Below are 19,411 nucleotides of genomic sequence, written 5' to 3' on the forward strand. Positions count from 1 at the left end.
AAAATCAGTCGTTATGATAAGGCTTTCCCTGCAGGATCTGGTCCGCACGGTAAAGTTGTTCCACAATAAATAAACGGATCATCTGATGCGTGAATGTCATTTTAGATAATGACATTTTTTCGTTAGCTCTGCTATAGATTTCCTCTGAAAAGCCATAAGCACCTCCGATTAGAATATGAACCTTTTTAACCGAAGAATTCATCCAGGTATCAATTTTCTGGGCAAATTCACGGCTAGTGAACTGTTTCCCTTTTTCATCAAGGATGATGACAAGATCGTTTTTGTCAATATAATTTAAGAACAGCTTAGATTCTTCCTTCTTCAAAAGATCAGGAGAAAGGTTTTTTGCATTTTTCACATCAGGAATTTCTGTGATCTCAAAATTCCAGTGTTTGGGAAGCCGGGTCAGATAATAGCTGATCAGAGAAGTGATCTCCTTGTCATCTGTTTTTCCGATACAAAGTAAGCTGATTCGCATGTATAAAGGGTTTCAAAAGGCAAAGATACCATTTTTGTGTTGGAAAATGGGAGAGATGCATCAAAGCGAGACTGAAAACGTTAAAATTGGAAAACCTGCATATTTCGGTTTTTCCAATGCATCAATCATTTACTATTTAAATTCTTTTATTTTACATCTTTCTGTTTTAAAGGATAAACGTGGAAGGATTGATCTGTTGGATAATTGCTATTTTTTAGCGTGCCATGTATTGGAATAAGGATAAGGAAAATGTTTATATTTGTACAAAGACTTATGTGAAACAGCCGATGCTTCTCTGTTAAAGGAGATAAAATCCGTTGTTTTACGAAGTGAAATACACCAAATAGATGAGTATTAAAATTCCCAGATTTATCTTGAAAATTCAAGAGTTTTTTGACGGCATACATATTCCTGTTCTCGGAATATCGCTTTGGCAGATGTTTCAGATCTATATTTCCGGAATTTTCAAAGGGAATATCGGAAGAAAAGCGGCGGCCATTTCCTGGAGTTTTACCATCAGTCTCTTTCCCTTTTTACTCTTTTTGCTTTCTGTTTTGCCCTATATGCCGCATTATGATAAGCTTCAGTTTTATATTTTTGAAGTGCTGATGCATAACGTTTTTCCATCCAATATGGAAGGCGATGTAAGAGGATATATTGAAACCAATATCATCCCGAATATGAAAGGGATCAGTAACCTGACGATCGTTCTGGCATTAGTTTTTGCAACGAACGGAACCTTTTCGCTCATCAACGGATTTAATGAAAATTCAGACGAAAAACTCACCGATGTCAAGGAATTTATTCTTTCATTCTTTATCACAATTGGCTTTATTACGATTGTATTTCTAGCGCTTTTCGGGGTGTATTATGTGGAGGTTGTTATGAAGCTTTTCACGCCGGCTTATGATATTTCGTGGCTGGTGAATAATCTTTCTAAAATTATTGGATTTGTTTCTTTTCCGCTCTTTTATTTCATTCTTCTAACCCTTTTCTACTGGTTGGGTACTGTGAAAATTGCGAGATTCAGACAGGCGGTTCCGGGTGCTATTTTAACGACGGTTCTCTTCGTTCTGACTACTTTTATTTTCGCGATCTACGTTAAAGATATTGCCCGTTACAACGTCCTTTACGGATCCATTGGAAGTATGATCCTTCTAATGGTTTGGGTAAATGTAAACGTATATCTTCTCCTGTTCGGGAATGAACTTAATATGGCCCTGAGAAAACTGAGGATTGAAAAACTACTTTCTGATGAAATTAAAAGAGAAGCCGTTCATTTCCACAGCGCAATAACAGAACCGAATCTGGAAAGCGACGAAGAACACCGGAGAAAGCTGGAAGAGAAGAAAAAAGATTAATTCTCTACAGCATTCACGTCTTCCTTCGAACTCATACTTAAGATCACAAATCCTAAAACTGCCGCTAGAAAAGAAGCGATCAGAATGGCAAATTTAGCCTCGTCCTGAATGGGAATATCATCTTTAAAGGAAAGAAGCGCTATAAAAATAGACATTGTAAATCCTATTCCCGCGAGAAGCCCGACACCAGCCATCTGTGGCCACGTACTGTTTTGAGGTAGGGAACTGAGTTTTAGTTTAATGGCAATAAACGAGAACAGATTGATCCCGATCAGTTTTCCTAAAATCAACCCGCAGATAATTCCCATTCCTAACGTACTCGTAACTCCCGCTACCATTTCACTGGTAAACGCAATATTGGTATTCGTTAAGGCAAATATCGGCATGATCAGAAAACTTACCGGAAAATGAAGCTTATGCTCCAGCTTTTCAAGAGGAGAAATGTCTACATTCGAAACATTCGTAGGAATGGAGAAGGCAAGTAAAACCCCCGCTATGGTCGCATGAATCCCTGAATGATGCAGGAAATACCATAAAAACAATCCCGGAATAATATAAAAAACAAGGCGTGTAACCTTGAAAAAGTTTAATAAAAATAATAAAGCTGCTGTTCCAAAGGATAACAGCAGATATGTCCAGTGGATCTGTTCCGTATAAAAAACAGCAATCACCAGAATTGCGCCCAGATCATCTACAATGGCCAGTGCAGCAAGAAATATTTTGATCGAATTCGGAATCTTTTTCCCAAGCATTGAAATGATAGCCAGTGAGAAGGCGATGTCCGTGGCCATAGGAATTCCCCAGCCGCTGCTGTAATCCGTCCCGGCATTGAAAAAGGTGTAGATCACCGCAGGAACCAGCATTCCGCCTACAGCTGCAAAAATAGGAAGTGAAGCGTTTTTAAAAGAAGAAAGTTCTCCTTCTACCATTTCCCTTTTGATTTCCAGTCCTACCAGCAGGAAGAAAACAGCCATAAGGCCGTCATTGATCCAGATGCTGACCGGATAGGTAAGATGGAACAGTGAAGTACCTACTTCTTTGTCTAAAAAGTTCTGGAAACCTTCACCGGCAGACGAATTAGCGATTAATAATGAAACCAGTACACAAAAAATAAGGATAATTCCTGATGCCTGATTACTGCTGAAAAATTTTTTAAAATAGAGAGATAAATTCATGCCTATGATTGTACTCGTCTCACTCTTGAAACGCCGTCAATATTTTTAAGTTTTTTAAATGTTTCTTCCAACTGACCTTTGTTTTTCACTTCGAGATTGATGTTCCCAGTAAAAATGCCGTTGTTGGATTCTATGGACATACTTTTCATGTCCATTCCCATACTTCCGCTGATCACGGTGGTAATATCGTTAATCATTCCCATTCTGTCGAGACCTTCAATTTCAATCTTCACTCTGTTCTTGAAGCTTTCCGCATTCACCCATTTGGCAGGGATCACACGGTAATCGTACTGAGCTCTCAGGTTGATGGCATTCGGGCAGTTGTCGCTGTGAACTTTAATACCATCAGAAATCGTAATAAATCCGAAAATTTTATCTCCGGGAATTACCGTACAGCATTTCGCATAGGAATAATTCAGTTTTTCTTCATCTTTTCCGAAAATGATCATGTCAAGGTTCTGCTCTTTCGGCTCCTCATAATGCACGTTTTTCGGTGGTGATTTTCTGAATCTGGAAAGTAAATTATTAAATACATTTTTACTTTCAATATATTTTCTCAGGCTGCTGACATCCAGTTCGTTACTTTGAAATTTAAGGAAGAGTTCCTGAGAGGTCTTTAAATTAAAGAATTTCTGAAGTTTGTTGACCTCTTCATCATTAAAATTGATCTTTGCATGGCGCAGCTTTCTCTGAAGAATTTCTTTTCCTTCTTCTACCAGCTGGTTTTTCTGAGAGTTCAGATAACTTTTGATCTTCGACTTCGCTTTGGATGTAACCACAAATTCCAGCCAGTCAGACTTCGGTTTCTGGTTTTGAGAAGACAAAATGTCGATCTGATCACCATTTTGAAGAACATAGGAAATAGGAACGAGCTTTCCATTGATCTTTGCCCCAAGACATTTCATCCCAAGGTCAGAGTGAACGGAAAAAGCAAAATCCAGTGCCGTAGCATTGGTGGGAAGGATTTTAATTTCCCCTTTTGGCGTAAATACAAATACTTCCTTAGAATATAAATTGAGCTTAATATTATCTAAAAGTTCAGACGTAGAAAGGTTTTGCTGCTGTTCAAGAACTTCACGGATCTCAGTTACCCATCTTTCGAAATTACGGTCTTCAGAGCTCTGTTTGTAGCCTTCTTTGTATTTGTAGTGTGCGGCAACTCCTTTTTCTGCAATCTCATTCATCCTTTCCGAACGGATCTGTACTTCGATCCATTTTTTATCCGGACCGAGAACCGTTAAATGGAGACTTTCATATCCGGTAGAACGGGGCTGCGTGATCCAGTCTCTCATTCTTGAAGGGTTACTGTGATAAACGTCGGTTACGATAGAATAGATCTTCCAGGCAAGAAATTTTTCGTTTTTTGCATCCGATTTGTAAATAATCCTGATGGCATAATTGTCAAAAACTTCCTCGAAAGAAACCCCTTGCTTCAGCATTTTCCTGTAAATAGAAGAAATAGCTTTTGCTCGGCCTTTGATATTAAAGTTTAAACCTTCTTCTTTTAATCTCTCCGAAACTTCGGTTTTAAACTCCTCAATATATCGTTCACGGTTTTCTTTGGCAGATTCCAGTTTCTCCGTGATCTCGTTGTAAACTTCGGGATTGTTATATTTTAATGAAAGATCTTCAAGCTCTGATTTGATATTGTACAGACCCAGACGGTGCGCCATGGGAGCGTAAATATAGACAGTCTCCGAAGCAATTTTTTTCTGCTTATCCGGAGCCATGCTTTCCAGCGTTCGCATATTGTGAAGGCGGTCGGCAATTTTAATCAGAATTACCCTGAAATCTTCGGAAAGCGTCAGTAAAAGTTTTCTGTAATTTTCAGATTGTACAGAAATGTTCTGATGGTTCATGATCGAGATCTTCGTGAGCCCGTTCACAATATTGGCGATCTTTTCTCCAAAAATCTTTTTCAGATCTTCATAGGTGTAGTCCGAATCCTCTACCACATCGTGCAGCAGGGCACAGGCAATGGAAGTAGCTCCCAGACCAATCTCGGTTGCTACAATTTTAGCAACGGCAATGGGGTGGTAGATGTAAGGTTCGCCGGATTTTCTCCTTTGATCCTTGTGAGCATCCAATGCGATATCGAATGCCTTCCGGATGAGCTTGTTATTTTCCTCGTCCAGAGTTCTGTATGTATTAGAAATCAGATCCTTATACCGGGCAAGGATCTCTTTATTTTCCTGTTCTAAATCGTAACTCATTTGTGCTAATGCCTATATTTAAACGAAAATACGAAATTTTTTAAACTTTTCACGCATAAAAAATCCGCAGAACGCTCCGCGGATTTCCGGTTATTAGATTTTATGTTTTTGTCAGAATTTCACTTCTGAATCCATGCCGCTGCTTGATGCCTTTATTTTCACATCGGGGCTGTTATGGATGTCGGCTCTGTTTCTGGCATCGATAAATCTTTTAAGATTATCATAATTCGCCTGCCCAATACCCATATTCTCGAATAAATAGGTCTTCAGTACTGAATTTTGGCTAAAAATATTCCGGGCGCCATCAGTTTGGTTATTATCTTTTACCGCAACACTCGCCAGGTACTGAGAGGTTTCAGAGCCGTTGTTAAGATATACTATGTAATCTGAATTTTCAAATCCTGAATTTTCTAGATCGGCTTCAAGCTTTTTGTAATCGCTGTGATGTGCAAATAATCCAGCTAATATATTTGACATAAGCAATGGTTTTTAAATTGTACTTAAAGATAATAAATATTTTTCAATATAACTAGTGTAAATTTAATAAAACTTCGTATTTATTATTTTATCTATAATATAATGTTAAAATTGTTAGGAATATCTATTGAACGGGTGTTTAAAATTAACAGTATTCGAATGGGATTTTTTTCTTAATCATTCATATACTCAAGTTCCGTCCAGCCAAACTGATAAAGATAAAGCAGGATCTGATCATAAAAATTGACCGTTCGCAATCCTCCGTTTTTGCCATAATTCACAATTTCTTTATGTTGGTCCGAATCGTAGTTGATGTCCAGGAAATAATTTCCGGTACGTTCTATAGGAGTGTTTTCTGAATTATCAATTTGGGTAAAGTCCATGTCATTCAAAAGGTTTTGAAGCTGGGCTTCATCTTCTTTAGATATTTTCTTAAAGTAGGTTTTATCAGCATCGAGATCATTAAGCCACGTATCATCCAGATACATTTTTTTCTCCTTAAAATCCAGTGTCATGACAAATTTTTCTTCAAACTCTATTCTTACGTTGTTGATTTTATGTTTAACGGGAGCTTTTATATATTCTGTAGCCATATTGTTTTTAATCATCAATACATCAGTATCATAGAAGTTTACAGAATCATAATTTTTTGATGAATCGTATTTTGGCTTTAGAACCTGAATGAGTTTTCCGTCCGGAGAAAGTTTTATGGCGATAGGTTCTTCATGGGTCTCTCTATAGGGATTGAATATTTTGTATTTGCCTGATTTCTGGCTCAGAACGATGGCAATATTTCCCATCTCATCACATAAGTTAAGAGGGAAAACATCAAGAATAGTTTCTCTTCCTTTGTATCCTTTTTTTGCTTTGATATTGACAAGATAGTCGTCCTGGCCATCGTTATTCAGGTCAGAAACGTAAAATGGACGGAGGTTTTCCTTCTTTATTTTTTCTCTGAAAGCTGCAGTGTCGGGAAAAGATGTTTTTGGAGGTAAGCTGTCATTGACCACAAAGTTTTCATAACAGGGATGGGTTTCGAAAATTGCTGCAATTTTTTTTTCGTCTCTTCTCTCTTTACTACACGAAAAGAGCAGGGATATAGAGGCTAATGGCAATATATATTTCATCATTTCCAAAAATAATAATTTTAATCAATTTATTTAATTTTTTCGTTAATTCTGCCATTATATTGTACATCTGCTTTAAATAATTCAAATTTGTTTTTTTTATAAAAATTAATCTACCATGAGAAGAATTTTATTTATTTTTTCCTTACTGTCTTCATTGATGCAGGCGCAGTACAGCTGGACTGCTTTTTCTTATCCACCCGCTAACGGAGGTAGCAGATATGATGATGTCTTTTTTCTGAATGAAAACCTGGGCTGGGCTGTACGAGGCGGTGGCGGCGCTGTTTTTAAAACAACAAACGGAGGAGATACCTGGGTACAAAAGACCGTGAGCGGGCCTGCCAATCAGTATTACCGGAATGTAGAATTCCTTAACGAAAATGTAGGTTTTCTGGGAACTTTGAACAACAGTTTCTATAAAACGGTTGACGGTGGAGAATCATGGCAGAAAGTAAATAATATGTCACCTTATCCTGCTGCGATCTGCGGTTTGGACTGTGTGGGAACTTCTACGGTTTATGGCTGTGGTGCATGGTTTTCCCCGGCCTATATTATAAAATCTACGGATAGTGGCAATACATGGGAGTATATCGATATGTCTGCCTATGCGAATGCTTTGGTGGAGATTACTTTCATTAATGAAAATGTAGGTTTTGTTTCAGGAAATGACAATGACGGAGCTGTCATACTTAAAACACTGGACGGCGGGGCAAGCTGGACAAAAATTTACAACAGCAATATCGCCAGTGAATTTGTCTGGAAAATGCAGCTTCTGGATAATAATAAAATTTTCTGCGCTATTGAATCTGAAGCCACAAATGCCGGGAAGCTTCTGAAATCTGTGAACGGAGGATTTACCTGGGAGACAAAGGATTTTCCGGATCCCTATGTACAGGCTGTTGGTTTCGTGTCGGAAACCCATGGTTGGATGGGCGGCCACAGTACTGGATTTTATGAAACTTTAGACGGTGGAAATACCTGGACCAATACCGGAGTAGGCGGATCTTTGAACAGGATCTTTTTTGTCAACAATAACCTTGCTTTTGCTGCCGGATCCAATATTTATAAGATGACGAGAGGAAGTTTAGACGTTAAAGAAAACCCGGGTGAAAATCAGGAAAGAAAGTTGAAAGTAGAAGTCGTTCCGAATCCTGTAAAAGATAAGCTGAACCTCAATGTTTATTATGTACATACCGATCATATTGTTGTGGGATTGTACGAAGCTTCCGGAAAGTTCATTAAAAATATTCTGAAAGATGATATCAGCGCTAAAGGATTGAAAAAATATTCCCTGGATTTCAATTATCCAAAAGGGAATTATCTTCTTGATGTGCATTCTAATCTGGGAAGACAGTCGATTAAAATAATAAAGTAAGGAAGCTGGAAGCGCGAAGAGGGGAGTTATTGAAGTCTACAGGAGGAATCTTAGAACTGCCTTTTACATCTATATATCGGATCAATTTCAAAACCTGGGGATGTGATCAGCTTTTTTTTAACGCAAAGGTTTACAATAATGATGCATAGTTTAAAGATTGCAAAGACTTAATCGATCTCAGATCGATTCGATTAAGCGGATGTTTTATACCAGTAGCTTCATCAGTGACGCAGTCACACCCTTTGCCTTCCTCAAAACTGAACATTAACAAGCTGAAACTTTGCGTTAAAAAACTTTATCAATCTTAATTTTCTTAATCTGGATTCAAGTTAAAAATAATAAATGCGCAGAGGTTTTCTGCGCATTTACTTTATCATATTTCAATCAGTTTACTTAACTGATGCTTTCATTTTTGATTTCTTCTACTATTTCCGGATTCAACAGGGTAGAAATATCTCCGAAATTACTGAAATCTCCTTCTGCAATTTTTCTAAGAATTCTACGCATAATTTTCCCTGAACGTGTTTTCGGAAGCCCTGAAACAAACTGGATCTTATCAAGCTTAGCAATAGGGCCTATCTGGTCTGAAATCAGCTGATTGATCTCCTTCTTAAGGTTTTCTTTATCACGGCCTTCTCCGGTTTCTTTTAAGATCACGAAGCCATACAAAGCATTTCCTTTGATGTCATGAGGATAACCAACGATTGCAGATTCTGCGACGGCAGGATGCTCATTGATGCTGTCTTCAATAGGAGCGGTTCCTAAATTATGCCCCGAAACAATGATCACATCATCTACGCGGCCTGTAATTCTGTAGTATCCGACTTCATCTCTCAATGCACCATCACCAGTGAAATATTTCCCCGGGAAAGCGCTGAAATAGGTTTCTTTATATCTTTGGTGATCGCCCCAGATCGTTCTTGCAATTCCCGGCCATGGAAATCGGATACAAAGGTTTCCGGTCACCTGGTTTCCTGTAATTTCATTGCGCTTATCATCCATTAAAACAGGCTGGATTCCCGGAAGTGGAAGCGTAGCATAAGTCGGTTTGGTTGGAGTAACAAATGGAAGCGGGGAGATCATGATGCCTCCTGTTTCCGTCTGCCACCAGGTGTCAACCACCGGACATTTTTTCTTTCCGACATGGTCATTGAACCAGTGCCATGCTTCTTCATTGATGGGCTCACCTACAGAACCAATCACTTTCAGCGTGCTCAGGTCATGCTTGTCTACCCATTCCGTGCTTTCTTTAGCTAATGAACGGATGGCGGTAGGAGCGGTGTAAAACTGCGTAATCTTATGTTTTTCGATTACTTCCCAGAAACGGTCCGGTTCAGGATACGTAGGTACACCTTCGAAAATAACGGTGGTTGCTCCATTCAGAAGTGGTCCGTATAAAATGTAGGAATGTCCGGTGATCCATCCGATATCTGCGGTACACCAGTAAATATCGTTTTCTTTATAATTGAATACATTTTTAAACGTATAGGCCGTGTACACCATATAACCGGCAGAGGTATGAAGCATTCCTTTCGGTTTTCCGGTAGAACCTGAAGTGTACAGGATGAAAAGAGGATCTTCTGCATCCATAATAACAGTCACGAAATCAGCGGAGGCTTTTTCATACAGATCAGCCATCCAGTGGTCTCTGCCTTCTTTCATTTTGATCTCGTTGTGTGTTCTTTTCACCACAAGAACGGAGTCTACGCTTGGTGTTTTTTCCAATGCTTCGTCTACGATAGTTTTCAGATCCAGCACTTTATTTCCTCTGTAACTTCCATCTGATGTGATGATCATTTTGGCATTACAGTCGTTGACTCTTGAAGCTACGGCAGAAGCGGAAAACCCTGCAAAGATCACAGAATGCACAGCTCCCAGCTTGGCGCAGGCCAGCATAGTAATGGCCAGTTCAGGGATCATGGGAAGATAGATGCAGACTCTGTCGCCTTTTTCAATCCCCATTTCGCGCAGTACGTTGGCTGTTTTATTGACGCGGTTGTACAGTTCATTGTAGGAAATATGCTGTGCTTCCTCTTTGGGGTCGTTGGGTTCCCAGATGATGGCTGTCTTTTCACCCCTTACGGCCAAATGTCTGTCTATACAGTTTTTGGTGATATTTAATTTAGCATTCTTAAACCATGTGATTTTGGCTTCATTCATATCATACTTAACCACCTTGCTCCATCTTTGGTACCACACAAAATTTTGATCAGCTATTTTGTCCCAGAATTTCTTCGGGTTTTTAATAGACTTTTTGTACTCTTCAAAATAATGCGGCAGATCTTCAATTAAGTAATTTCTCATATCCCTTCGTTTTTTTGAAATTTGAATTTATTAATATTAAATATATGTTTAATTTATCGCTTAAACCCTATAGTCATTGATTTTTTCCTGAATTTCCTCAATGATTTTTTCATCATCAATGGTAGACGGAATCTGAAAATCTTTTCCGTCCAGCAGCGTTCTTATCAGTTTCCTTAAGATCTTTCCGGAGCGGGTTTTCGGTAAGCGTTTGACAACCATAGCGTTTTTTAAAAAAGCCACAGCCCCGATCTTTTCACGAACCATTCTGATGATATCTTTTTCTACTTCCTCTTCAGAGATCGTTGTTCCGTTTTTCAAAACAACCGTAGCAAAAGGAACTTGACCTCTCAGTTCATCATCGATGCCTACGACAGCACATTCTGCAACATCGGGATGTGATGAAACAATTTCCTCCATTTCCGACGTAGAAAGTCGGTGTCCTGCTACATTGATCACATCATCCACTCTTCCGGTAATGAAAATATAGCCGTCTTCATCCCGAATAGCGCCGTCTCCCGAGAAATAATACCCTTTGTACTGCGAAAGATAGCTGCTTTGGAAACGTTCATTGTCATTCCAGATGCCCAAAAGTGCTCCGGGAGGTAGGGGAAGTTTGATGATTAAATAACCTTCCTGATGAGCATCAAGTTCATATCCGTTCTCATCAAAGATCTTGATATCATATCCCGGAATAGGTTTTCCGGCGGAAGCTCTTTTAATTTTATATTGATCATCGAAAGTCATCAGTCCCAGCATAGGCCATCCGGATTCGGTCTGCCACCAATGGTCAATAGCAGGAACTCCAATGTGCTCTGCAAACCAGTCTAAAGTGGCTACATCACATCGTTCTCCGGCCAGAAACTGTTTTTTGAAATGAGACAGATCGTATTTTTTAACCAGCTCACCATTCGGGTCTTCTTTTTTTATCGCTCTGATGGCTGTCGGAGCTGTAAACATGGTAGACACTTTGTATTCTGAAATAATTCTCCAGAACGTACCTGCATCAGGTGTCATGATGGGTTTTCCTTCAAAAATAATCGTTGTGTTTCTATTGATAAGCGGTCCGTAGACGCTGAAACTGTGACCTACCGCCCAGCCGAAATCTGAAGCTGCCCAATAGGTTTCTCCGGGTTCAACTCCGTAAATATATTTCATGGAAAACTTCAGCGATGTGGCGTAACCTCCGGTGTCCCGTGCAATTCCTTTCGGTTTTCCTGTAGTTCCTGAGGTGTAAAGTAAATACAATGGATGGGTAGATTCCACTGAAACGCAGTCTGCAGGCTCTGATTTTTGAACCAGTTCTTCATAATCAATCAGTCCTTCGAACATTTCATCCTGATTGTCTACCAGTTTTCTGTTGTAAACAATGATGTTGTCCACTTTATCCTGTGCCAGTTCAATGGCTTTTTCAACGAGTGGTAAGTAAGGAATTCTTCTGGCTATTTCTACACCGGCTGTAGCGGTGATCAATGCTTTGGGTTTGCAGTCATCAATTCGTACGACCAGTTCATTTGGGGCAAAACCTCCGAAAACCACATTGTGAATCACTCCGATTCTTGCACAGGCCAGCATCGCAAAAAGTGTTTGCGGAATCATTGGCATATAGATAACGGCTGTATCTCCTTTTTGAAGGCCTAATGAAACCAGTCCTCCTGCCAATTTTGAGATCTCTTCTTTGGCTTGACTAAAAGTGTAGGTTTTCTTCTGGTCTGTAACCGGAGAATCATAGACAATGGCAATCTGATCTCCAAAACCGTCTTCAATATGCTGATCAATACAGAGATAACACATATTGAGTTTTCCGTCCGCGTACCACTGCGGATAATCATTTTTATCTTTAGAAAGAATCTGTTCCGGAAACTCAAACCATTGGATCTCTTTGGCCTGTTCCTTCCAGAAATTTTCTTTGTCTTCTATGCTTTGTTTAAACAGAATATCTGCGTCCATATTAATTTTTGTGTTTCATGTTTTTGTTAATGCAAACAGAGGAGAGGTCAGCGTTTTGTTTTCAATCTACTGTCTCACATTTCCAGTTGTAAGTCTGAATTTTCTATCCTTGGCAAGGTTTTAAACCTTGCCAAGGATGTCTCAAGTCTCATATCTCATGTCTGAAATCTGATGTCTGAAATCTAAAATCTCCCTACCCAAACATCTCCTCAATCTGCTGCATCAGCTTCTTAATGGAATAAGGCTTCGTTACATACGCATCAGCGCCCATTTTGAGACCTTTTTCAATATCTTTCGGGTTGTTTTTTGCGCTCAGAAAAATGACTTTTGTGTCATTCATTCTTTCATCTTTTTTGATGGCTTCCAGGGTGCTGTATCCGTCCAGATTGGGCATCATGATGTCCAGAAGGATCACATCGGGAACCATAGTTTTCAGGAAGTCCAGAACTTCGGTTCCGTCTCTTGCGATATAAACGTCGTAGCCGTTTTTCTTAAAGCTGTATTCCAGCGACATTAATATTTTGTGTTCGTCATCGGCAATAATGATCTTTCTCATAGATGGTTATTGGTTTTGTTCAACTTCATTTATAATCTCTTGTAGTCTGTTGTAAGGAATGCGTATCGTAAAAGTGACACCCAGCCCGCTGTTTTCTGCCTGTATGGTTCCACTGTGAGCCTGAACGATCTTTTTTGAAATAGCCAGTCCGAGTCCGCTTCCTGTAGGTTTTAAAATATTCTGATTTTTCGACTGATAAAATTTATCAAAGATCATCTCCAGGTCTTCTTCCGGGATATGTCTTCCGGTGTTAAAAATGCTGATGATCAGATAGTTTTCTTTTTCTGATAATTTGGTTTGTATGGTTCCCTGATCATCGGTAAATTTTAAAGCGTTTCCGAGGATATTCTGGAAAAGCTGGATCATTCTCGCCTCGTCGTGTTCAAATGTAGGATGATTCAGGAGATTCACTTCACTTAAATGAATATTTTTCTGCTGTATCAGATGGAGTAGAGGATTTAAAGCTTTTTTGTAGGTTTCAAGAATATTATTTTCTTTGATGTTCAGAGCAATTTCGCCGTGTTCCAGTTTATCAAGGTAAAGAATATCGTTGATGATCTCGCTCAGCCTGTCAGATTCCGTGATGATATTGTTTAAAAATTCCTGTTTTATATCTGTTGGAATATCGTCATCGTCCGCTAAAATTTCTCCTGCCGAACGGATGGCGGTGATTGGGGTCCTTAATTCGTGGGCAACAGAATCCAGAAAGTCATCTTTCTGACGGTCTTTCACGATTAAGTTTTCATTAGCTGTTCTCAGATCATCAGAGAGTTTCTGCAATTCTTCAGACTGTTCCGTGAGCTTTTTATTGAGTGTAATATTTTCTTTAGATTCCTCTAAAATATTTAAAACTTCCTTTAAAGATATTTTATCTTCTTTGGTCACACCCTCAATCAGAATTTTTGCGGATGCAGTCCCAATTCTTCCTGCAAGAAGGTTTTCAGAGAATTTAATAAACCTTGAATCTGCCGTTTCCGTTTTAGAATCAATATTATATTTTAAATTAAAGATCCTTAAGGCCTGTTCCGTTTTATTCTTGCCTAAAAATCTTTCCAGAATATTCCTGATATCTGATACGTAAGCGGTTCCGCGCCATACAAAAGCATTCTCATGATTTAAGATATGCTTATCAATATCCACATATAATTCTGCGAAATTTCTTTCCCGGTAGTCTCCCTTAACGCTTACCGAAATAATGGTAAATAAGGCGGTATTGGTAAAAATGGACCAGAAGAATATTTCAGGAATTCTGCTTAAAAAAGAAATATGGAAAAATCCGAAAGCATTATAGGTTTCCCGGATAAAGCCTTTCAGTTCAGGATTGTAAGAGAAATAGTACTGCGGAATAATCAATCCGAAATAGCAAATGGCCAATCCCGCAAGAAGCCCTGCTACGGCACCCTTATAACTTCCCCTTCTCCAGAATATCGCTCCGAAAAAGGATGGTGCGAGCTGTGCAATTACAACAAATGAGATGAGTCCTACGGAATCCAGTGATGTTTTCAGAATAAAATATTTATAGAAAACAAAAGCCATGATGATCAAAGCGAAAATACTGAATTTCCGGATGTTCGTGATGTTTCTTGTATTTCGAACCTCGTTGTCAGATTTGAATTTTCCCAATAAACCATAAGGAATGATGAGGTTATTGGAAAGCATGATGGATAACGTAATAGCCGAAATAATGATCATGGAAATGCATGAGCTCAATCCACCCAGAAATACAAAAACCGTAATTAAAGTATTGTCAAAATATTGCGGAATCAGAATAGAGTAGAATTCCGGATTTACTTTTTCCCCGTCAAAAATAAGCCTTCCTCCCCACGCAATCGGGAAGATGAATATGGTGAAAATCAATAAATATAAAGGGAAAAACCAGATGGCTGTTCTGATGTGTTTTTCCTGTCTGTTCTCAATAATAGCGGTGTGAAACTGTCTCGGCAGAATGCAGATGGCTGTGGCGGAAATCATACACAAAACCATCCAGTTCATAGCGCCTTCAATCCCATTAAACGTATTTTTTTCTTTAAAATCTTCAAACTTGCTGGCCTTTTCATAAATATCGGAAAAGCCGTCGAATACAAAGTAAATCACAAAAATACCCAGAATAATGATGAAGAAAAGCTTTAAAAAACTCTCCAGGGCAATGGCGGAAATAATACCCAGACGTTTTTCTGAAGCATCTACATATCGGGTTCCGTAATAGGATGAGAATAAAGCAATTAAAACAACTACAAACGTCGCATTGTCAGTCAGTATATTGCTGGACATCGAAGTTTCAGTGACCAAATGGAAAGTTTCAGAAATTGCTTTGATCTGAAGTCCGATGTATGGAACGATGGCCAACAGGCAGACAATTGTAATGATTGCACTGAAGCTTCTGCTGTTCCCGTACCGCAAAGAAATGAAATCGGCAAGGCTGCTGATTTTGTTAATTCTGGAAATTCTTACAATCTTCGTGTTGATATAGATCCAAGCGGGAATAATCATGATGGGGCCAATGTAGATCGGCAGATAATTCAGTCCGCTGGTAGCGGCAACGCCAATGCTTCCATAGTACGTCCAGGCTGTGCAGTACACCGCCAGAGACAGCGCGTAGATGTAGGGATTGTTGATCCACCGCTTGCTCTTCTTCTTCTCCGCCAGATGGGCAACTAAGAACAAAAGGGCGAGATAGAGTAAAACAACAACAAATAACGCGAAACTACTCATCATACTTTTTTACGATTACAAAAGAAATAATGATGGAGATCATCCAGACCGCGAACAGATAAATCAGAATCATCGGGTAGCCGAAAACATCTTTTTCACTGTTGAAAAGCAGTGAAATAGGGATGCTGAAAGCCATCATCAGTCCGATGCTCAGGATAATCAGTTTTTGTTCGTGTCTTTTCTTCATAAATGATGATTGATAAAAGATAATTGATGAGTAACTGTCACCCATCAATTATCATTAATCGTTTATAAACTTAAATCTTATCGTCTGAATATTCTCCTATCAGCGAATAGTATCCGAAAATAGCCAATCCGCCTGAGATGATCGGCATCAGTACAAATAAGATGATAATCCCGAATACCAGATCTTCCTGCTTTCCTGAGGTGATTTTTGGAATCCCCAGAACCGTAGTTCCGAAATATCCCACCACCAGTGCTACTGCGATCCAGAGTATGCCTAATATTTTTTTTAGTCCGTTCATTTTAGTAGTTTTAAAATTAGTAAAAAATTAAGTGATTCGGTATTTAATCATGAATATTATTATTCTTATTTTTAAGATAAAACAATCCGATGATTAAACAGACTGCGGCGACCCCAATCGGATACCAAAGCCCTTCCAGATACCAGGTTGGATGTCCTGCATCTTTTCCCTGAGTAACCAGATATGTTGCCACTGCCGGAAGAAGTCCTCCAAATACTCCGTTTCCAATGTGATAAGGCAGAGACATTGAAGTGTAGCGAATTCTTACAGGGAACATTTCAACAAGGAAAGCAGCGATAGGACCGTAAACCATAGTTACAAACAATACCTGAATGAAGACCAGAAATACCAGATACCATCTTGTATCATTATTTAATGTAATAGATTTTGTAATTTTTGGTTCTTCCGCTTTTCCGTCTTTCATGACAGGGCCGGCTGCAGACCAGTGTACGATGCTGTCTTTTTTAATGAAAGTTCCGTCTGTAAACGTCGTTTCTTTGTGAAATGTAATTAAGCTGTCCGATGCAATATCTTTATGAATGGCGGCGGTTCTTGTCTCCTTGATTCCATCACTTGCAACGGTTTTAGCTTCGATGTTGACACTTTTGTACATGCTGTCATAAATCGGTCGGTAGGCTAAAATGGCCACCAGCATACCGGTCATCATAATTGCTTTTCGTCCGATTTTATCCGAAAGCCATCCGAAAAATACAAAGAATGGTGTTCCCATTAACAGGGCAGTAGCCATTAGATAATCCACCTGCATCGAGTCTATATTCATTACTTTCTGAAGGAAACTCATAGCGTAGAATTGTCCGGTATACCAGATAACACCCTGACCCATTGCAGCACCGAATAGTGCCAATAAAACGAATTTGAAATTGAATTTATTTCCGAAACTTTCTTTTAAAGGGTTTTTAGACGTTTTTCCCTCACTTTTAGCCTTTGCAAAAAGCGGAGATTCTTTCATGTTTTTTCTGATGAAATAAGAAACACCCACCATTAAAATGGAAATCCAAAATGGAACTCTCCATCCCCAGGAGTCAAATTCTGCTGCAGATAATGTGTTTTTAGTAATTAGAATTACAATTAACGAAATGAAAAGTCCTGCAGTAGCTGTCGTCTGAATCCATGAAGTCCAGTAGCCTCTTCTGTGTGGCTGTGCATATTCTGCAACATAAGTCGCAGCACCTCCGTATTCTCCTCCCAGAGCCAAACCCTGTAAAAGTCTTAAGATCAAAACTAAAACCGGTGCCATAAATCCGATGGTTTCGTATCCGGGAATACAGCCGATCAGGAAAGTGGAGAATCCCATAATCAGCAACGTGACAAGGAAAGTGTATTTTCTTCCGATAATATCCCCCAGTCTTCCGAAGAACAAAGCTCCGAAAGGCCTTACTACAAATCCGGCTGCAAAAGTAGCGAGTGTAGATAAAAATGCAGCAGTAGGATTGTCAGCAGGGAAAAATTTGGTCGCTAAAACGATTGCTAAACTTCCAAAAATATAAAAGTCATACCATTCTATCAGAGTACCGAGTGATGAGGCGGTGATCACGCTCCAGATGGTGCGGTTCTTCTGCCGTTCGGTCATATTCTCGTAGTTTTCGTGGTGATTTTCGCTCATGTTGATTGATTTTGATGTTAATGAATTAAGATATTGAGTTCATCCCGTGTTTAAAGGTAAATTTGGAACTGTACAATGAATTCGCCTTTTGAAGAAGGGCTTTCCGTAGGGCTGGTGTAAACCGGTCTTGTGGAATATTGCGTAGTAATTTTCGCGTGATGTCCGTCTATGAACCAGTTGGCTCCCACATCGAATTGTGAAGAGGATTTGTCGAATGCTTCAAAGCTTTTGTGCGTGTACGCTGCGAAAGGCTGTATTCTGATCTTCGGTTTTTCTGCCTGATTGGGAAGAAGTAAGCCTGCCTGAGCATACACTACATTTCCTGTTCCGATCATGGGTTGTAAGTTCCCGGGACCTGCGATGGCTCTATTTCCTGCAAAATTGGGATCATTGGCTGCAATATTCATTGTTCCCAGATTTCTAATGTAGTTGGGACCGAAATTGTAGTTGTAATATCCGGCATAAGCAGAAACAGCCATCTTATGTTTGGCATTTCCCAAAGGAATATCTGCAAAAGCATCCACTGCTACGAGGGTGATATCATGTTTTTCAATATTGGAATTGATGGAAGTTCTCGTCCCATCTGCCTGATGGTAAAAACCTGCACCCACATTGAAGACTTTCTTTGTTCCTAAATACGAACCCACTTTGAAAGGAAGTGTATTGGATTCTTCGTCAAGGAATTGATATTCAACATAGCCCGCTTTTGAAAAGCTTGGATTTCCATTATTGTCCACGGCTGCAGCTCTGGAAGGATCAGTAACGTTAACCGGAGCTAAATCTGTCGCAAAAGGTTTGTTTAAGCTGAATCGGTATTCCAGTTTACCATATTTTCCTTTAGCAAACATTCCGAGCTGTCTGGCAAATTGGTCTGAGTTATCAATTAACGGCCATGAGAAAATAGGGGAGTCTACAGTAAGGAAATTTAACGTAGAAGCCATCGTCATACGGGAAAGTCCCATGTAGTAATGAAGTCCTGCCCCTAAAGATAAGCTGAATTTTCCGGCTTCTCCAGGTAAAATAACTGCGTACTCATTCCATGCGTCATGAAAAAATAACTGTGGTTTCTTTCCGTTTCCGTAACCTCCTGTTCCTGTGGTGCCTGTGGCTCCGCCGTTAATGAAGGTTTGGTTATTGATCCCAAAGTGAGCAAGGATCATGTATCTTTTAGAGATCTGGGCATACATTAAAGCACGTAATCTTCTGTTTCCCAGACTCCAGGAATTGTCGGTGGCTTCTCCGCCTACCATGCTTCCCGGGTTCATTTGAGTATTCCTGAGCCAGAACTGGTCCCATAAAATAAATCTGATGTACTTATCTCCCTGCTGATTGAGGTTTAATTTTAGTCCGCCTCCGTAATCAGGAGAACCCTGTGAATATAAAGAACTGCTTATTAGGGCTAATCCAATAAATGAAAGTAATTTCTTCATAAATTATCAATTTTTGGCGTTGTTTTTTGTGAAAGCCAAATTGTAATTAATAATTTAGTTACAAAAATTTAATATATATTAGTGGTAATGGTATAGTTTTGTTGTAATGCTCTGGTTTTTAGGTGTGAGTTATAGGTTTTAGCGTTG

General features: G+C 39.3%; 15 protein-coding genes. 2 read left to right on the plus strand and 13 right to left on the minus strand.

From position 1 onward, the window contains the following. Positions 1-4 precede the first annotated feature (4 nt). The gene (locus BUA72_RS11815) at positions 5-478 is read right to left on the minus strand and encodes a 23S rRNA (pseudouridine(1915)-N(3))-methyltransferase RlmH (RefSeq protein ID WP_072923043.1); all 474 of its coding nucleotides are present in this window, start codon (positions 476-478) and stop codon (positions 5-7) included. A 347-nt stretch (positions 479-825) separates the two neighbouring features. On the opposite strand from BUA72_RS11815, the gene BUA72_RS11825 reads away from it, so the two are divergent. Beyond that, the gene (locus BUA72_RS11825) at positions 826-1,839 is read left to right on the plus strand and encodes a YihY/virulence factor BrkB family protein (RefSeq protein ID WP_034731144.1); all 1,014 of its coding nucleotides are present in this window, start codon (positions 826-828) and stop codon (positions 1,837-1,839) included. Here BUA72_RS11825 and nhaA read toward each other — a convergent pair. The 4 genes from nhaA to BUA72_RS11845 form a co-directional block, all read right to left on the minus strand. Next, positions 1,836-3,014, minus strand: coding sequence for a Na+/H+ antiporter NhaA (gene nhaA / locus BUA72_RS11830; RefSeq protein WP_072923044.1), 1,179 nt, complete (start codon positions 3,012-3,014; stop codon positions 1,836-1,838). The two genes, BUA72_RS11825 and nhaA, sit on opposite strands and share 4 nt — an antisense overlap. 2 nt (positions 3,015-3,016) lie before the next feature. Next, positions 3,017-5,227: a RelA/SpoT family protein gene (locus tag BUA72_RS11835; RefSeq protein ID WP_034731136.1), complete on the minus strand. Its 2,211-nt coding sequence runs from the start codon at positions 5,225-5,227 to the stop codon at positions 3,017-3,019. A 111-nt stretch (positions 5,228-5,338) separates the two neighbouring features. Next, a complete protein-coding gene (locus BUA72_RS11840) occupies positions 5,339-5,704 on the minus strand; it encodes a hypothetical protein (RefSeq protein WP_047455975.1) in 366 nt (121 codons plus the stop codon). Positions 5,705-5,877: 173 nt separating this feature from the next. Continuing rightward, positions 5,878-6,834, minus strand: coding sequence for a hypothetical protein (locus tag BUA72_RS11845; protein WP_072923045.1), 957 nt, complete (start codon positions 6,832-6,834; stop codon positions 5,878-5,880). A gap of 115 nt (positions 6,835-6,949) precedes the next feature. On the opposite strand from BUA72_RS11845, the gene BUA72_RS11850 reads away from it, so the two are divergent. Further along, the gene (locus BUA72_RS11850) at positions 6,950-8,206 is read left to right on the plus strand and encodes a photosystem II stability/assembly factor-like protein (RefSeq protein WP_072923046.1); all 1,257 of its coding nucleotides are present in this window, start codon (positions 6,950-6,952) and stop codon (positions 8,204-8,206) included. Positions 8,207-8,599: 393 nt separating this feature from the next. Here BUA72_RS11850 and acs read toward each other — a convergent pair whose 3' ends face one another. The 8 genes from acs to BUA72_RS11890 all read right to left on the minus strand — a co-directional run bounded on the left by acs (position 8,600) and on the right by BUA72_RS11890 (position 19,264). Beyond that, the gene (acs, locus tag BUA72_RS11855; protein ID WP_072923047.1) at positions 8,600-10,510 is read right to left on the minus strand and encodes an acetate--CoA ligase; all 1,911 of its coding nucleotides are present in this window, start codon (positions 10,508-10,510) and stop codon (positions 8,600-8,602) included. Positions 10,511-10,570: 60 nt separating this feature from the next. Continuing rightward, positions 10,571-12,457 carry an AMP-binding protein gene (locus BUA72_RS11860; RefSeq protein WP_072923048.1) on the minus strand — a complete coding sequence of 629 codons (1,887 nt, stop codon included), beginning with the start codon at positions 12,455-12,457 and terminating at the stop codon, positions 10,571-10,573. A gap of 193 nt (positions 12,458-12,650) precedes the next feature. Beyond that, positions 12,651-13,013, minus strand: a complete 363-nt coding sequence (locus BUA72_RS11865; RefSeq protein WP_047455980.1) for a response regulator transcription factor — start codon at positions 13,011-13,013, stop codon at positions 12,651-12,653. Between the two features lie 6 nt (positions 13,014-13,019). Next, positions 13,020-15,725 carry an ATP-binding protein gene (locus BUA72_RS11870; protein ID WP_072923049.1) on the minus strand — a complete coding sequence of 902 codons (2,706 nt, stop codon included), beginning with the start codon at positions 15,723-15,725 and terminating at the stop codon, positions 13,020-13,022. Next, positions 15,718-15,912, minus strand: coding sequence for a hypothetical protein (locus BUA72_RS11875; RefSeq protein WP_034731116.1), 195 nt, complete (start codon positions 15,910-15,912; stop codon positions 15,718-15,720). Before BUA72_RS11875 ends, BUA72_RS11870 begins: the two co-directional genes overlap by 8 nt. A 70-nt stretch (positions 15,913-15,982) precedes the next feature. Further along, complete coding sequence (locus BUA72_RS11880) at positions 15,983-16,210, minus strand: DUF6814 family protein (RefSeq protein WP_047455982.1); 228 nt, start codon at positions 16,208-16,210, stop codon at positions 15,983-15,985. A gap of 43 nt (positions 16,211-16,253) precedes the next feature. Further along, positions 16,254-17,834, minus strand: a complete 1,581-nt coding sequence (locus BUA72_RS11885; protein WP_052202592.1) for an MFS transporter — start codon at positions 17,832-17,834, stop codon at positions 16,254-16,256. Positions 17,835-17,884: 50 nt separating this feature from the next. Further along, positions 17,885-19,264: a porin gene (locus BUA72_RS11890; protein ID WP_072923050.1), complete on the minus strand. Its 1,380-nt coding sequence runs from the start codon at positions 19,262-19,264 to the stop codon at positions 17,885-17,887. Positions 19,265-19,411: the final 147 nt, after the last annotated feature.

Source organism: Chryseobacterium sp. OV279, assembly GCF_900128945.1.
GTDB lineage: Bacteria > Bacteroidota > Bacteroidia > Flavobacteriales > Weeksellaceae > Chryseobacterium.

Bases quoted from the DNA above. Each gene is read 5' to 3' on its own strand.
- BUA72_RS11845 (WP_072923045.1), bottom strand. From the start codon at position 6,834: ATGATGAAATATATATTGCCATTAGCCTCTATATCCCTGCTCTTTTCG.
- acs (WP_072923047.1), bottom strand. From the start codon at position 10,510: ATGAGAAATTACTTAATTGAAGATCTGCCGCATTATTTTGAAGAGTAC.
- BUA72_RS11890 (WP_072923050.1), bottom strand. From the start codon at position 19,264: ATGAAGAAATTACTTTCATTTATTGGATTAGCCCTAATAAGCAGTTCT.
- BUA72_RS11825 (WP_034731144.1), top strand. From the start codon at position 826: ATGAGTATTAAAATTCCCAGATTTATCTTGAAAATTCAAGAGTTTTTT.
- BUA72_RS11880 (WP_047455982.1), bottom strand. From the start codon at position 16,210: ATGAACGGACTAAAAAAAATATTAGGCATACTCTGGATCGCAGTAGCA.
- BUA72_RS11850 (WP_072923046.1), top strand. From the start codon at position 6,950: ATGAGAAGAATTTTATTTATTTTTTCCTTACTGTCTTCATTGATGCAG.
- BUA72_RS11870 (WP_072923049.1), bottom strand. From the start codon at position 15,725: ATGAGTAGTTTCGCGTTATTTGTTGTTGTTTTACTCTATCTCGCCCTT.
- BUA72_RS11885 (WP_052202592.1), bottom strand. From the start codon at position 17,834: ATGAGCGAAAATCACCACGAAAACTACGAGAATATGACCGAACGGCAG.
- BUA72_RS11840 (WP_047455975.1), bottom strand. From the start codon at position 5,704: ATGTCAAATATATTAGCTGGATTATTTGCACATCACAGCGATTACAAA.
- BUA72_RS11875 (WP_034731116.1), bottom strand. From the start codon at position 15,912: ATGAAGAAAAGACACGAACAAAAACTGATTATCCTGAGCATCGGACTG.
- nhaA (WP_072923044.1), bottom strand. From the start codon at position 3,014: ATGAATTTATCTCTCTATTTTAAAAAATTTTTCAGCAGTAATCAGGCA.
- BUA72_RS11865 (WP_047455980.1), bottom strand. From the start codon at position 13,013: ATGAGAAAGATCATTATTGCCGATGACGAACACAAAATATTAATGTCG.
- BUA72_RS11860 (WP_072923048.1), bottom strand. From the start codon at position 12,457: ATGGACGCAGATATTCTGTTTAAACAAAGCATAGAAGACAAAGAAAAT.
- BUA72_RS11815 (WP_072923043.1), bottom strand. From the start codon at position 478: ATGCGAATCAGCTTACTTTGTATCGGAAAAACAGATGACAAGGAGATC.
- BUA72_RS11835 (WP_034731136.1), bottom strand. From the start codon at position 5,227: ATGAGTTACGATTTAGAACAGGAAAATAAAGAGATCCTTGCCCGGTAT.